We start from the raw sequence: 12,345 nt of genomic DNA, 5'->3' as shown, positions 1-12,345 counted from the left end.
TGTCATCACACATTGTGCCCGTTTGCCCCGACCTACAGGAGAGTAGGCCCATGACAACCGCTGCCATCCCATCGCACCTGTTCACCCAGATCGACCACGTCGGCCTGGCCGTCGCCGACCTCGACGCGGCGATCGACTTCTACGACAAGACCTTCGGCATGAAGCTCGCCCACCGCGAGACCAACGAGGAGCAGGGCGTCGAGGAGGCGATGATCGCGATCGGCGACTCCGACAACAAGCTGCAGCTGCTCGCCCCGCTCAACGAGAACAGCACCATCGCCAAGTTCCTCGACCGCAACGGCCCGGGCATGCAGCAGCTGGCCTACCGCGTCACCGACGTGGAGCAGGTCTCGGCGATCCTCAAGGAGCGCGGCGTACGCCTCCTCTACGACGCACCGCGACGCGGCACCGCCGACTCGCGCATCAACTTCATCCACCCCAAGGACGCCGGTGGCGTGCTGGTCGAGCTCGTCGAACCGGCTGCCCAGTCCGACCACTGAGACCGGGCACCGGACCCGGGCACCGGAACCGAAGCTACCCGAGGGCCGACCCCTACCGCCCGAGCCTCGAGACACATGAACGATCCAAGAGTCATGGGTCACATGTGGCTGGCATATGCGGTTACTCACCAGTAATGTCCAGCGAACTAGAGTCAACCGCGACCCCTACGCACACGCAGGAGCCGACCATGAAGAACATTCTCGACGCGATCCTCGCCGGCGATACGCCCGGTGAGGAGTTCGCGAACCTCGAGATCCCCGACCACTACCGTGCTGCCACCGTCCACAAGGACGAGGCCGGCATGTTCGAGGGCGTCGCGACCAAGGAGAAGGACCCGCGCAAGTCCCTCCACGTGGAGGACGTCGCGCTCCCCGAGCTCGGCCCCGGCGAGGCGATCGTCGCCGTCATGGCCTCGGCGATCAACTACAACACCGTGTGGACCTCGATCTTCGAGCCGGTCTCCACCTTCGGGTTCCTCGAGCGCTACGGCAAGGAGTCCGACCTCGGCGCCCGCCACAACCTCGACTACCACGTCGTCGGCTCCGACCTCTCCGGCGTCGTGCTCGCGACCGGTGCGGGCGTGACCAAGTGGAAGCCGGGCGACCGCGTCGTCGCGCACTGCCTCTCGGTCGAGCTCGAGGCCCCCGACGGTCACAACGACACGATGATGGACCCGTCCCAGCGCATCTGGGGCTTCGAGACCAACTTCGGTGGCCTGGCCGACGTCGCGATGGTCAAGGCCAACCAGCTGATGCCCAAGCCCGAGCACCTCACCTGGGAAGAGGCCGCCTCCCCCGGCCTGGTCAACTCGACCGCCTACCGCCAGCTCGTCTCCACCAACGGCGGCAACATGAAGCAGGGCGACAACGTGCTGATCTGGGGCGCCTCCGGCGGCCTCGGCGGCTTCGCCACCCAGTACGCCCTCAACGGCGGCGCCAACCCGGTCTGTGTCGTCTCCAACGAGGAGAAGGCCCAGATCGTGCGCAACATGGGCGCCGAGATGGTGATCAACCGCTCCGAGCTCGCCCCCAAGTTCTGGAACGAAGAGGGCACCCAGCAGAACCCGAAGGAGTGGAAGCGCTTCGGCGCGGCGATCCGTGAGCTCACCGGCGGCGAGGACATCGACATCGTCTTCGAGCACCCCGGCCGTGAGACCTTCGGCGCCTCCGTCTTCGTCACCCGCAAGGGCGGCACCATCACCACCTGCGCGTCGACCTCCGGCTACATGCACGAGTACGACAACCGCTACCTGTGGATGAACCTGAAGAAGATCATCTCCAGCCACTTCGCCAACTACCGCGAGTCGTGGGAGGCCAACCGCCTCATCAGCCAGGGCAAGATCCACCCGACGCTGTCGCGCACCTACGCGCTCGACGACGTCGGCCAGGCCTCGCTCGACGTGCACCACAACAAGCACCAGGGCAAGGTCGGCGTGCTCTGCCTCTCCCCCGAGGAGGGCCTCGGCGTCCTCGACGAGGAGAAGCGTGCGGCTCACATCGACAAGATCAACCTCTTCCGCGGTGTCTGACTTGTGGAGATCTGAACAAATTCGTATGCTGTGAGACTCGATTCACGGCCGGTCTCCTCTTGCGCGAGAGGCGACCGGCCGTAGTCTTGCTCCTTGGGAGCAGAGGCAGCTCGACGACGACCTACAGGTGAGGAATCCGCTACACATGACGAATGAAGGACTGTCCATCTTCAACGAGGCTCCGGAGCCTCGGAAGAAGCCCGAGCAGGACTCGACCGAGACACAGGTCCTTCCCCGAGTGCCGGGCGCTTCCGGATCGCCCAACTCGCCCCACAACGCGCCACCACCAGCCGCCCCGGGCTCGCTCCCAGCCTTCCCGGTCGTGCGCCGTGGAGGCTACGACCCCGGCACCGTCAACGCGCGGGTCCAGCAGCTGCTCCAGGCCAACGGTCAGGGCCAGTCGGCCCTGCGCAACGCTCAGCGGCGCATCGGCGACCTCGAGCGCCAGGTCACCGACCTCAAGGCTGCCGCCACTCCCAGCAACGAAGCCCCCACCTACGCCTCCCTGGGCGGTCGCGCGAGCGCCATGCTCCGTCTCGCCGAGGAGGAGGCGCTCTCGGTCAAGGAGTCGGCCGAGAAGGAGGCTGCGGTCATCCGCGAGGCTGGGCAGCGTGAGGCTGCCGCCGCGAAGGCGTCCGCCCAGCGCGACATCGAGTCGCTGCGCTCCTCGCAGTACAAGGAGATCGACGACCACCGCGAGAAGGTCATGGCCGAGGTCCAGCAGGCCCGCACCATGGTCCAGTCCGAGAGCGACGACCTGCTCGCCGCCGCCAAGCGCGAGGCCGACCAGATCCGCCTCGGCGTGCAGCAGGAGGTCACCCAGCTGCGTACGTCGACCCAGCGTGAGGTCGAGAAGGCCCGCGCCGGTGCCGACCGCGAGGTCCAGGAGGCCCGCCGGATGCTCGCCGTCGAGCGTGAGCGTCTCGCCCGCGAGGCGGCGGACCACCATGACCAGGCGATGGCCGAGACGGCTCGCATCGTGACCGAGGGCGAGACCCGCGCGGCCGACGCCGAGGAGCGCGCCCGGGTCGCCGGTCAGCACGTCGCCGACCAGCGTGCCGAGCTGGAGAAGGAGTCCGAGGGCCTCATCGCTCGGGCCCGCCGCGACGCCGACGCGATCCTGTCCAAGGCCCGCGCCGAGGCCGACCACCTCGCCTCCACCGCCAACGTCGAGGCCGAGAAGGGCCACGCGATCATCAAGGCCGAGGTCGACCGCCTCACCAAGCGCCGCGACGCGATCGCCGCTCAGCTCTCCTCGCTCACCGACCTGGTCTCCGGCTTCGGCAAGAACGACGACCCGGCAGAGCTCGAGGCGCCGAAGGCTGCCGACGACGAGGAAGACATCGTCGACGGTGAGCTCATCCCCGAGCCGGCCGACGAGGGCGTCAGCCTGGTCGACTCCGAGGACGACTTCGACGATGACGACTTCGACTCCGAGCTCGACGAGCCGTCCGAGAAGACGGCCATCCGCGAGCCCGAGACTGTGAAGTCCGAGGGCCGGTGAACGCCGCTCCTGCGGACCGTCCCGACGACGGTCCGCACGAGGCCGTCTCCACGAAGTCGGAAGCCGACGACGAGACCACACAGGCCGGCAGCGAAGCCGACGCCGACGCGGCGGCCGACGCCGACGCCGACGCCGACGAGAAGCGCGAGCACGATCGACGCTTCGGCAAGCCCGGACCGCCCTTCGACCGCAACGCTCCCTACCTGTTCGGGCTGCTCCTCGGCCTCGGCCTGCTGACGGCGTACGCTGCCGGCAACCTGCTGATCACGATGGGGAGCGTGATCCTCCAGATCGTGGTCGCGCTCTTCCTCGCCTCGGGGATCAACCCGATGGTGGTGTTCCTGCAGAAGCGTGGGTTCCGCCGTCCGTGGGCCGTGCTGACGGTCATCCTCGGCGTGCTGGGCGCGCTCGCGCTCTTCTTCGTCGCGCTGGTCCCGGTGATCAGCGACCAGGTCGCCAAGATCTCCGCCAACGTGCCCGATTGGGTCGCCGAGCTCCAGCGCAACCAGCGCGTCCAGCAGCTCAACGACGAATACCAGATCCTCGACAAGGTGCAGGAGTACGTCGCCAGCGGCAACTTCGTCAGCACCGTCTTCGGCGGGGCTCTCGGCGTCGGTCTCGCGGTGCTCAACGTGCTCGTGACCGCGTTCGTCGTCACCGTGCTGACGCTCTACTTCATCGCCTCCTACGAGAAGACGAAGCACGCCATCTACCGGCTGGCCCCGGCATCGCGCCGCGACCGGGTGACCAAGCTCGGCGACCGGATCTTCGACGGCATCGGTGGCTACGTCTCCGGGGCCTTCGTCGTGGCCCTGTGTGCCGGCCTGTCGACCCTGGCGCTGCTCTTCGCCATCGGGATGGGCGAGTACGCCGTCGCGCTGGCCTTCGTCGTCATGATCACCGACGTGATCCCGATGATCGGTGCCACGATCGGTGCGGCCATCGTGTGCGCGATCACGTTCGCGACGACCGACCTGAAGACCGGCATCATCGCGGTGGTCTTCTACATCGCCTACCAGCAGTTCGAGAACTACGTCGTCTACCCACGGGTCATGTCCCGGGCCGTCGACATCCCGGGTGTCATCACCGTGATCGCGGCCCTCATCGGCGCCTCGCTGCTCGGTGTCGTCGGCGCCCTGCTGGCGATCCCGGCGGCCGCTGCCGTCCTGATGCTCGTGCGCGAGGTCTTCGTCAGGGCTCAAGACGAGCGTTAGCCGCTCCTGATCGCTGCGAGAAGGAGCGCGGTGCACCTGCGAGGTGCACCGCGCTCCTTCTCTTTCACCCGGCGTCTGTCGTCACCCGACGCGGGTCGCCCGCTCGCCCTGTCGCACCGCGATGATGCCGGCCAGCACGACCAGACCGCCGACGATCTGGATCGGAGCCGGCGCCTCTCCGAGCAGGAGCCAGGCGAAGACGACCGCGGAGACGACCTCCAGGAGGCCGACGAACGACGAGAGGCGCGAGCCCAGCCTGCGCGAAGCGGCGATGCCGGTCGCGTACGCCACCGAGCAGGTCAGCACACCCAGACCGATCAACGGCACCCACCAGGCGACCTCCCAGCCCGCCAGCACCGCCGGCGCGGTCGCCATCGCGAACGGGATCGCCCCCACCAGGCAGAGCACGCCGAGCAGCACCGTCGCGGCGCTCAGGCCCAGCCAGGCCATCGGGAGCGGCGGCATGGTCGTGGCCGAGTGGGCGTTGAGCACGAAGTAACCGGCCAGCCCCACCGCGGCGCCCGAGGCCCACAGGATGCCGATCGGGTCGACGTCGGCCCCGCTGACCAGGTCGAGCACGAGCACGAGCCCGGCGATCGCGACCAGCGCTCCCGCCATCGTCAGCCGCGAGGGCCGCTCGCCGTGCCGCGCCCACATCCAGGCGACCACGAGCACGACGCCCATGTACTCCACGAGCAGGGCCGGCCCGACGGCCATCCACTGCACCGCCGAGAAGAACGCGAACTGCGGCACCACGATCGCCAGCAGGGCGTACGCCACGACAGCACGCCAGCTCGCGACCACGGTGCGCCACCTCCCGGCGAGCTGGCGCACCGCGAAGGGGGCCAGCACGACGGCGCCGATGCCGACCCGGAAGATCAGCACGCCGCCCGTCGACCAGCCGGTGTCGAACAGCCCGCGACCCAGCGGTCCGGAGAGGCTGAACGTGACCGCGGACACGACCGCGACGAGCAGCCCGGCCGCCACGAGCGGAGTCTTCGGCGCGCTCGGCAGAGCCTTGTCGTCATTGGTCAAAGTCGCCATGACACATGACAATCCCACCGGCGCGGTAATGTGTCAACATGGTTTTCACCCATGACACCGGTGTAGGTCTCCAGGCGGCGGCCTCGCTCGCCAACACCCTGGCCCTCTCCCCCGGTGCGGTCGACGAGCTGACCACGGTCGACGACCTTTCGGAGCTGTTCGAGTCCTACGGATACACCGGCCGGCACGACAGGACCCGCGCCGAGCTCGACGAGGTGCGCGCGCTCCGCCCGCGCCTGCGTGACCTCCTGGTCGCCGAGGAGGGCGAGGCGGTGCGCCTGGCCAACCAGATGCTGGCCGAGCACGACGCCACTCCCCAGCTCGTGCGACACACGACGTACGACTGGCACATCCACGCCACCGGGTTCGACGCTCCGCTGGCCACCAGGATCGCGGTGGAGACCGCGATGGCGATGGTCGACGTCATCCGCACCGACGAGCTCTCCCGGCTCGCCGTGTGCGCCGACGAGGGCTGCGCCGGGATCGTCGTGGACCTCTCCCGCAACCGCTCCAAGCGCTACTGCTCGGCGACCTGCACCAACCGCAACGCCGTCGCCGCCTACCGCGAGCGTCAGGGCGCGGCAGGCGGCCAGACGGCCAGCGGTCAGTCCAGTGGCCAGGCGAGCAGTCGGGCGAGCAGTCAGGCCAGCACGAAGTAGCGGAGCGCGACGTAGACCCAGGCCACCGCGAGGGTCACGGCGGTCACCACGATGCCGTAGCGGGTGAACTTCCAGAAGCTGATCGGATGACCGGCTTTGGCGGCCAGGCCGAGCACCACCACGTTGGCACCGGCCGCGACGGCGGTCGTGTTGCCGCCCAGGTCCGCACCGAAGACGAGCGCCCACCACAGCGGGCTGTCGGCGCCCGACGACGACGTCGAGGCCACCATCTCCTCCACGATCGGCACCATCGCCGCGGTGTAAGGGATGTTGTCGACGAACCCGCCGACAACCGCCGACCCGATCATCAGGCCGGTCACCCCGGCGAGCTCGTTGTCGCCCATCAGCTCGGCGGCGTACGTCCCGACGGCCCCGATCACGCCGACCTCGACCAACCCGCCGACCAGCACGAACAGCGCCATGAAGAAGGCCAGCGTCGCCCACTCGACCTCCTCGAGGAACTCCTCGGTCTTGGTCTGCGAGACCACCACCATCGCACCGGCGCCGAGCATGGCGACCAGCGACGGATCCAGGTGGAGCTCGGTGTGCAGCCCGAACGCGAGCATGACCAGCCCGAGCACGGCCAGGCAGCGGTAGAGCAGCCCGCGGTCGGGGATCGCCGAGGCCGGCGGCTCGATGAGGCCGTCGAGCTCGACGTGACCCCGCAGATCTTTGCGGAAGAGCACCCGGACCAGGCCGATCAGGACCACCAGCAGGATCAGGCACAACGGCAGCGAGTGCACCAGGAAGTCGTCGAAGGTCAGGTTGGCGCGGCTCGCGATGATGATGTTGGGCGGGTCGGCGATGAGCGTGGACGTGCCGCCGACGTTGGCCGCAAGGATCAGCGAGATCAGGTAGGGCATCGGGCGCAGGCCGAGACGCTCGCAGACCGAGAGCGTGACCGGCGTGACCAGCAGCACCGTCGTGACGTTGTCGAGGATCGGGGAGAGCGCCGCGGTCACCAGGATCAGCAGGGTCGCCAGCCGGGCCGGGCGCCCGCCCGAGTGCCTGACCGCCCAGAGCGCGAGGAACTCGAACAGACCGGTCTGCTTGAGCACTCCGACTATCACCATCATCCCGAAGAGCAGGAAGATGACGTCCCAGTCGACCCCCGTCTCATGGCTGAAGAAGGCCGACTCCGCGTTGATGATCCCGATCACCACCATCGCCGCGACGCCCCCGAGGGCTGCTGCTACCCGATGAAAACGCTCGGTGGCGATGAGTCCGTAGGTCACGATGAAGATCGCCAGCGCGGCGTAAACGATCATGCGTTGAGCTCCATGCCAACGACTCTCCGTTAATACGCGCCGGATCCGAATGGGTGCTGACACCCATAAGTCCTTGCCGAAGAACGTGTCAGGCTTGCCACATGAGCAACCGACGTGGCGGGACGAGTCATCTTCCCCTCTACTGGCAGGTGTGCCTGACCAACGGGACGGTCTTCTGTGTCGGCACCCTGGTCCTGGCGCTGTCGCCGGCCCGGGTCTCGGAGCGGGTGCTGGCCTCGGAGGCGATCATCCTGACCGTCGGCCTGGCCGCCATGGCGACCCTCAACGCCCTCCTGCTGCTGCGCAGCCTGGCCCCGATCGACCGGGTGATCCGCACGATGGACTCGGTCGACCGCCCCTCCCCCGACCAGCGCCTGCCGACCCACGGCAACGGCGCCGGTGCCCGCCTGGTGGCCAGCTACAACGCGATGCTCGAGCGGCTGGAGACCGAGCGGAGCACCAGCAACGCCAAGGCCCTGGCGGCGCAGGAGGCCGAGCGCCACCGGATCGCCCAGGAGCTTCACGACGAGGTCGGCCAGTCGCTGACGGTCGTGCTCCTGGGGCTCAAGGGGCTGGAGCGACAGGTGCCGGAAGAGGTGCGCCCCGAGCTCTCCGCCGTCCGCGAGTCCGCACGCACTGGCATCGACGACGTACGCCGCGTGGCGCGACAGCTGCGACCGGGGGTGCTCGAGGATCTCGGCCTGCACGCCGCCCTGGCCGCACTGACCACCGACGTCGGCGCACTCGGCCGCACGACCGTGCGCCGCACCATCGGGCGGGGCCTGCCCGATCTGCCCCAGGATCGCGAGCTCGTGGTCTACCGGGTCGCCCAGGAGGCGCTCACCAACGTGGTGCGCCACGCGCACGCCGGCACCGCCGAGCTCTCGCTGTGCAAGGTGGGCGACAAGGCAGTGCTCACCGTCTCCGACGACGGCCGCGGCAGTGCCGATCTCGTGCCCGGCGCCGGCATCAGCGGCATGCGCGAGCGGGCCCTGCTCGTCGGCGCCGACCTGAGCGTCACCAGCACCGCTGGCCACGGCACCGTCGTCCGTCTGGAGGTCCCGCTGTGACGCCCACATCTGCGAAGATCCGCATCCTGCTCGCCGACGACCACACCCTGGTGCGTCGCGGCGTGCGCCTGATCCTCGACGCCGAGCCCGACCTCGAGGTCGTCGCCGAGGCCGCCGACGGCACCGAGGCCATCGCCGCACTGCGCGACGTCGAGGTCGACCTGGTCATCCTCGACGTCGCCATGCCCCGCACGACCGGGCTCCAGGCCGCGCGCACCATCGCGCGGATGCGTACGCCACCGAAGATGCTGATGCTCTCGATGCACGACAACGAGCAGTACTTCTTCGAGGCCCTCAAGGTCGGGGCCAGCGGCTACGTGCTCAAGTCGGTCGCCGACGAGGACCTCGTCAAAGCCTGCCGCACCGCGATGAACGGCCAGGCCTTCGTCTACCCCGGCGCGATGAGCGCCATGGTGCGCGACTACCTCGACCGCCTCAAGCGCGGCGAGAGCCTGCCGGCCACCGTGCTCACCGAACGCGAGGACGAGGTGCTCAAGCTCATCGCGGAAGGCCACTCGACCCGCGAGATCGCCCGCGAGCTCACGATCTCCTACAAGACCGTCGAGCGACACCGGGAGAACATCCTCGCCAAGCTGGGCCTGCGCGATCGCACCCAGGTGACCCGCTACGCCATCCGGTCGGGGCTCATCGAGCCCTGACCGCCCTCGAGCCTCTCGAGGGCGGCGGGAGCCGGCTGCAGGAGTCCTCGGGGCCGGACCGCGCAGGAGACGGCCACGAGCAGCAGCGTCGCGCTGCTCGCGACGACACCGAGCGCCAGGTCGGGCAGCCATGTGAACGCCGTGCCGAACGACCCGCCCAGCAGTCGCGGCAGCACGGCCAGAGCACCGGTGGCCAGCGCGGCGACCGCCGCGCACGCCCATCTGAGCCTCGGCGAGCGCGGGCCGCGGCGGGCGGCCAGGGCGAGCCCCAGACCGAGCGGGACGAAGGCCATCAGCAGCCACGGCGCGGCCGTCAGGATCGGGTCGCCGCCTCGTACGCTCGCCGACCCGCCGCGCGCGATCCGGTCGATGTCGGCGGCCGCGGCCGCCAGGCTCGGGGCGCGCTTCTCGGCGTAGGCGTTGGCGAGGACGACGACGGCACGACCCTCCTCGGGCACCAGGGAGACATGGGCGAAGTAGCCGGGAGTGGCACCCGTGTGATGGACGCGAGGCTGGTCACCGTCCTCGACGCTCCAGCCGTAGCCGTAGCCGCGCCCCGCTCCGGTGACCTCCTGCACGCTCCAGGCCTCGTCCTCGAGGCTGTGCGGCAGCACCTCGCCGGCCAGCAGGGCTCGGGCGTACGTCGTCAGGTCATCGAGCGTCGAGACGACGTAGCCGTAGGACGCACCGGACTCGTCGAAGCCGGGGTCGTAGGCACGCGTCCACCCCCACCACTGTCGGTGGCCGGGCGGGAGCGCATCGGCGCCCTGTGCATCGGCGGCGGTCTCCGTCATCCCGACCGGATCGAAGAGGGACTCCTCGACGACGGAGGCGAACGAGCGCCCCGTCACCTCCTCGATCAGGGCACCCAGCACGAGATAGTCGGCGCTGTTGTAGGCATAGCGCCCCGGCGTGCCGTGGCGCTCGAGGTCGCCCGCCGCCCGGCGCAGCGCCCCGGGCGAGCTGTCGAACCGCTCCGAGACCGCGAGCCCGTCACCGGCCGTGTAGCCGGCCGTGTGGGTGAGCAGCTGACGCACGCTCACCCGCGGCGCGTCCAGCCACGGCAGATGCTCCTGCACCGGGTCGTCGAGCCGGAGGCGGCCCTCATCGACCAGGCGGAGCACCAGTGCGCTGGTGAACGTCTTCGCGACCGATCCCACCAGGAACGGCGTCGTGCGCGAGACGGCGGCCCCGTCTCCGTCCTCGCCCGAGACATAGGTCTGCACGCCGTCTGCGTCGATGACCGCGACCGCCGCCCCGGGCACGTGGTTGACCTCCCGCCAGCTGTCGACGTACGCCTCCACGGCACCGTCGCCCTCCCGGGCCATAGCCGTTCCGGCAGCCGCCGGCACTGCCGCGCCGACGATGACGACCGCAATCACGGCGAGTGCGCGTGCGAGAGCTCGAGAACCGTCCATGTCGTACACCATAACCGTATGCCCATATTGTTATCATTCGACGATGACCAGGACCGCAGACCACGACGCCCGCCGAGCGCAGATCACCTCGGGCGTGCGCACGCTTGCCCTCACCTCCGGCCTCGGCGCCGTGACCGTCGCGGGCACCGCCAAGGCCGCAGGCGTCTCCGTCGGCCTGGTGCAGCACTACTACGACTCCAAGGAGGCGCTGCTCGCCGACACCCTGCGCACGCTGCTCGACGAGATCGACAGCCGGATCACGACGGCGATCGCCCGCGCCGAGCGCCGACACGCCCGCATCGAGCACATGCTCGGCGCCGGTCTGCTCGAGCTGCTCCCGCTCGACACCAGCCACCGCGACGAGGCCTATCTCCGGCACGCTTTCGCCGGGCTCGCCCTCGACAACCCGACCCTTGCCGAGCACCAGCGCGCCTTCGACCGACGGCTCGGCGACCGCATCGCGCACGCCGTACGCAACGGGATGGAGTGCGGCGAGGTCGCGCCCGAGACCGATGCCCTGCTCGAGAGCGACGCGGCGTTCGCGCTGACGCAGGGTCTCGCCGTGCGCCTCCTCATCGACCCGAGCAGGGCAGCCCAGCGGCGCGCCGAGACGGCGGTCGCCGCACGGATGGCGTCGGTGTTCGCGGGCCCCTGCGCCCGGGAGGTCTAGCGGTGCGCCGCTAGGAGGCGAGGAACTGCTCGAGGGCCGCCAGGAAGGTCTCCGGCTTCTCGGAGTGGATCCAGTGGCCGGCGCCCTTGACGGTCACCTTGCGATAGCGCGGGAACCATCCCTTCATGGCCGGCGCGTAGTCGTCGGTGACGTAGCTCGACCGCTCCCCCGCCAGCCACAGCACCGGGCCGTCGTAGGGGTCGAACCCCTTCAGGTCGTCGGCGGGCCAGTCACCGATGCGGTCGAGGTCGCGGCCGAGCACCGGGAGGTTCATCGCCCAGCGCCAGCCGTCACCCTCGCGGCGCAGGTTCTGCAGCAGGAAACCGCGGATCGTCGGGTCCGGCACGGCGGGCTGCAGCGCGGCGTCGGCCTCGTCGCGGCGGGTGATCGAGCCGAGATCGAGGCCGTTGAGGGCATCGACGTACGTCTTGAAGTCGCGTGCCTTCTCGTAGACGACCGGCGACATGTCGGCCACGACCAGCTTCGCGACCAGCTCGGGTCGGGTGATCGCGAGCAGCATGGCGACCTTGCCGCCCATCGAGTGGCCGACCACGGTGGCCGGGTCGTCGGACCCGTCATCAGCAGAGAGCAGCTCGGCGACCGAGGCGGTGACCTCGAGGTAGTCGAAGGCGTCCGGATGCGGCGAACGACCGTGGTGGGGCAGGTCGACGAGGCTCACTCGGTGGTCGCCGGCAAGCTGCTTGCCGAGGGTGTTCCAGTTGCGTCCCTGGCCGAAGAGGCCGTGCAGGAAGACGACGCGGCTGCCGCTCTCACCGAGCTCGAGCGTATGAAGTGGTGGCACCTGCGAAG

At 69.6% G+C, this 12,345-nt stretch carries 12 protein-coding genes; 8 read left to right on the top strand and 4 right to left on the bottom strand.

Annotated elements, in window-relative coordinates; translation table 11 throughout:
- The first annotated feature begins 50 nt into the window (after positions 1–50).
- The 4 genes from mce to FB381_RS06920 all read left to right on the top strand — a co-directional run bounded on the left by mce (position 51) and on the right by FB381_RS06920 (position 4,747).
- The gene (mce, locus tag FB381_RS06935; RefSeq protein WP_141779616.1) at positions 51–500 is read left to right on the top strand and encodes a methylmalonyl-CoA epimerase; all 450 of its coding nucleotides are present in this window, start codon (positions 51–53) and stop codon (positions 498–500) included.
- A gap of 188 nt (positions 501–688) precedes the next feature.
- Positions 689–2,029, top strand: coding sequence for a crotonyl-CoA carboxylase/reductase (gene ccrA, locus FB381_RS06930; RefSeq protein ID WP_141779615.1), 1,341 nt, complete (start codon positions 689–691; stop codon positions 2,027–2,029).
- Positions 2,030–2,174: 145 nt separating this feature from the next.
- Positions 2,175–3,533 (top strand): coiled-coil domain-containing protein, encoded by a 1,359-nt coding sequence (locus FB381_RS06925; protein ID WP_141779614.1) that lies wholly within the window; start codon positions 2,175–2,177, stop codon positions 3,531–3,533.
- On the top strand, positions 3,530–4,747 hold the full coding sequence (locus FB381_RS06920; protein ID WP_141779613.1) for an AI-2E family transporter: 1,218 nt from the start codon (positions 3,530–3,532) through the stop codon (positions 4,745–4,747). The genes FB381_RS06925 and FB381_RS06920 overlap by 4 nt, the downstream gene beginning before the upstream one ends.
- Positions 4,748–4,828: 81 nt before the next feature.
- Here the strand turns inward: FB381_RS06920 and FB381_RS06915 are convergent, their stop codons facing one another.
- On the bottom strand, positions 4,829–5,791 hold the full coding sequence (locus FB381_RS06915; protein WP_141779612.1) for an EamA family transporter: 963 nt from the start codon (positions 5,789–5,791) through the stop codon (positions 4,829–4,831).
- Between the two features lie 38 nt (positions 5,792–5,829).
- Here FB381_RS06915 and FB381_RS06910 point away from each other — a divergent pair, with 38 nt between their 5' ends.
- A complete protein-coding gene (locus FB381_RS06910) occupies positions 5,830–6,450 on the top strand; it encodes a CGNR zinc finger domain-containing protein (RefSeq protein WP_141779611.1) in 621 nt (206 codons plus the stop codon).
- Here FB381_RS06910 and FB381_RS06905 read toward each other — a convergent pair.
- A complete protein-coding gene (locus FB381_RS06905; protein WP_141779610.1) occupies positions 6,432–7,718 on the bottom strand; it encodes an ArsB/NhaD family transporter in 1,287 nt (428 codons plus the stop codon). The genes FB381_RS06910 and FB381_RS06905 overlap by 19 nt on opposite strands.
- 101 nt (positions 7,719–7,819) lie before the next feature.
- Here FB381_RS06905 and FB381_RS06900 point away from each other — a divergent pair, with 101 nt between their 5' ends.
- Both FB381_RS06900 and FB381_RS06895 read left to right on the top strand, forming a co-directional pair.
- On the top strand, positions 7,820–8,788 hold the full coding sequence (locus tag FB381_RS06900) for a HAMP domain-containing sensor histidine kinase (RefSeq protein WP_141779609.1): 969 nt from the start codon (positions 7,820–7,822) through the stop codon (positions 8,786–8,788).
- Positions 8,785–9,447 carry a response regulator gene (locus FB381_RS06895; protein ID WP_141779608.1) on the top strand — a complete coding sequence of 221 codons (663 nt, stop codon included), beginning with the start codon at positions 8,785–8,787 and terminating at the stop codon, positions 9,445–9,447. The genes FB381_RS06900 and FB381_RS06895 overlap by 4 nt, the downstream gene beginning before the upstream one ends.
- On the opposite strand, the gene FB381_RS06890 is transcribed toward FB381_RS06895, so the two are convergent.
- Positions 9,414–10,865, bottom strand: a complete 1,452-nt coding sequence (locus FB381_RS06890; protein WP_170225086.1) for a serine hydrolase domain-containing protein — start codon at positions 10,863–10,865, stop codon at positions 9,414–9,416. The genes FB381_RS06895 and FB381_RS06890 overlap by 34 nt on opposite strands.
- A 43-nt stretch (positions 10,866–10,908) precedes the next feature.
- Between FB381_RS06890 and FB381_RS06885 the strand changes: the two genes are divergently transcribed.
- The gene (locus FB381_RS06885; RefSeq protein ID WP_170225085.1) at positions 10,909–11,535 is read left to right on the top strand and encodes a TetR/AcrR family transcriptional regulator; all 627 of its coding nucleotides are present in this window, start codon (positions 10,909–10,911) and stop codon (positions 11,533–11,535) included.
- Positions 11,536–11,545: 10 nt separating this feature from the next.
- Here FB381_RS06885 and FB381_RS06880 read toward each other — a convergent pair whose 3' ends face one another.
- A complete protein-coding gene (locus FB381_RS06880; protein ID WP_141779605.1) occupies positions 11,546–12,337 on the bottom strand; it encodes an alpha/beta fold hydrolase in 792 nt (263 codons plus the stop codon).
- Positions 12,338–12,345: the final 8 nt, after the last annotated feature.

Source organism: Nocardioides albertanoniae (assembly GCF_006716315.1).
Taxonomy (GTDB): Bacteria; Actinomycetota; Actinomycetes; order Propionibacteriales; family Nocardioidaceae; genus Nocardioides; species Nocardioides albertanoniae.
The sequence above is the reverse complement of the archived record's forward strand: the minus strand, read 5'-3'. Positions and strand labels throughout refer to the sequence as shown.

What these genes read in the sequence shown, in the direction of transcription:
- FB381_RS06885 (WP_170225085.1), top strand. Translation starts at nt 10,909, where the DNA reads ATGACCAGGACCGCAGACCACGACGCCCGCCGAGCGCAGATCACCTCG.
- FB381_RS06900 (WP_141779609.1), top strand. Translation starts at nt 7,820, where the DNA reads ATGAGCAACCGACGTGGCGGGACGAGTCATCTTCCCCTCTACTGGCAG.
- FB381_RS06910 (WP_141779611.1), top strand. Translation starts at nt 5,830, where the DNA reads ATGGTTTTCACCCATGACACCGGTGTAGGTCTCCAGGCGGCGGCCTCG.
- mce (WP_141779616.1), top strand. Translation starts at nt 51, where the DNA reads ATGACAACCGCTGCCATCCCATCGCACCTGTTCACCCAGATCGACCAC.
- FB381_RS06925 (WP_141779614.1), top strand. Translation starts at nt 2,175, where the DNA reads ATGACGAATGAAGGACTGTCCATCTTCAACGAGGCTCCGGAGCCTCGG.
- FB381_RS06890 (WP_170225086.1), bottom strand. Translation starts at nt 10,865, where the DNA reads ATGGACGGTTCTCGAGCTCTCGCACGCGCACTCGCCGTGATTGCGGTC.
- FB381_RS06915 (WP_141779612.1), bottom strand. Translation starts at nt 5,791, where the DNA reads ATGGCGACTTTGACCAATGACGACAAGGCTCTGCCGAGCGCGCCGAAG.
- FB381_RS06905 (WP_141779610.1), bottom strand. Translation starts at nt 7,718, where the DNA reads ATGATCGTTTACGCCGCGCTGGCGATCTTCATCGTGACCTACGGACTC.
- ccrA (WP_141779615.1), top strand. Translation starts at nt 689, where the DNA reads ATGAAGAACATTCTCGACGCGATCCTCGCCGGCGATACGCCCGGTGAG.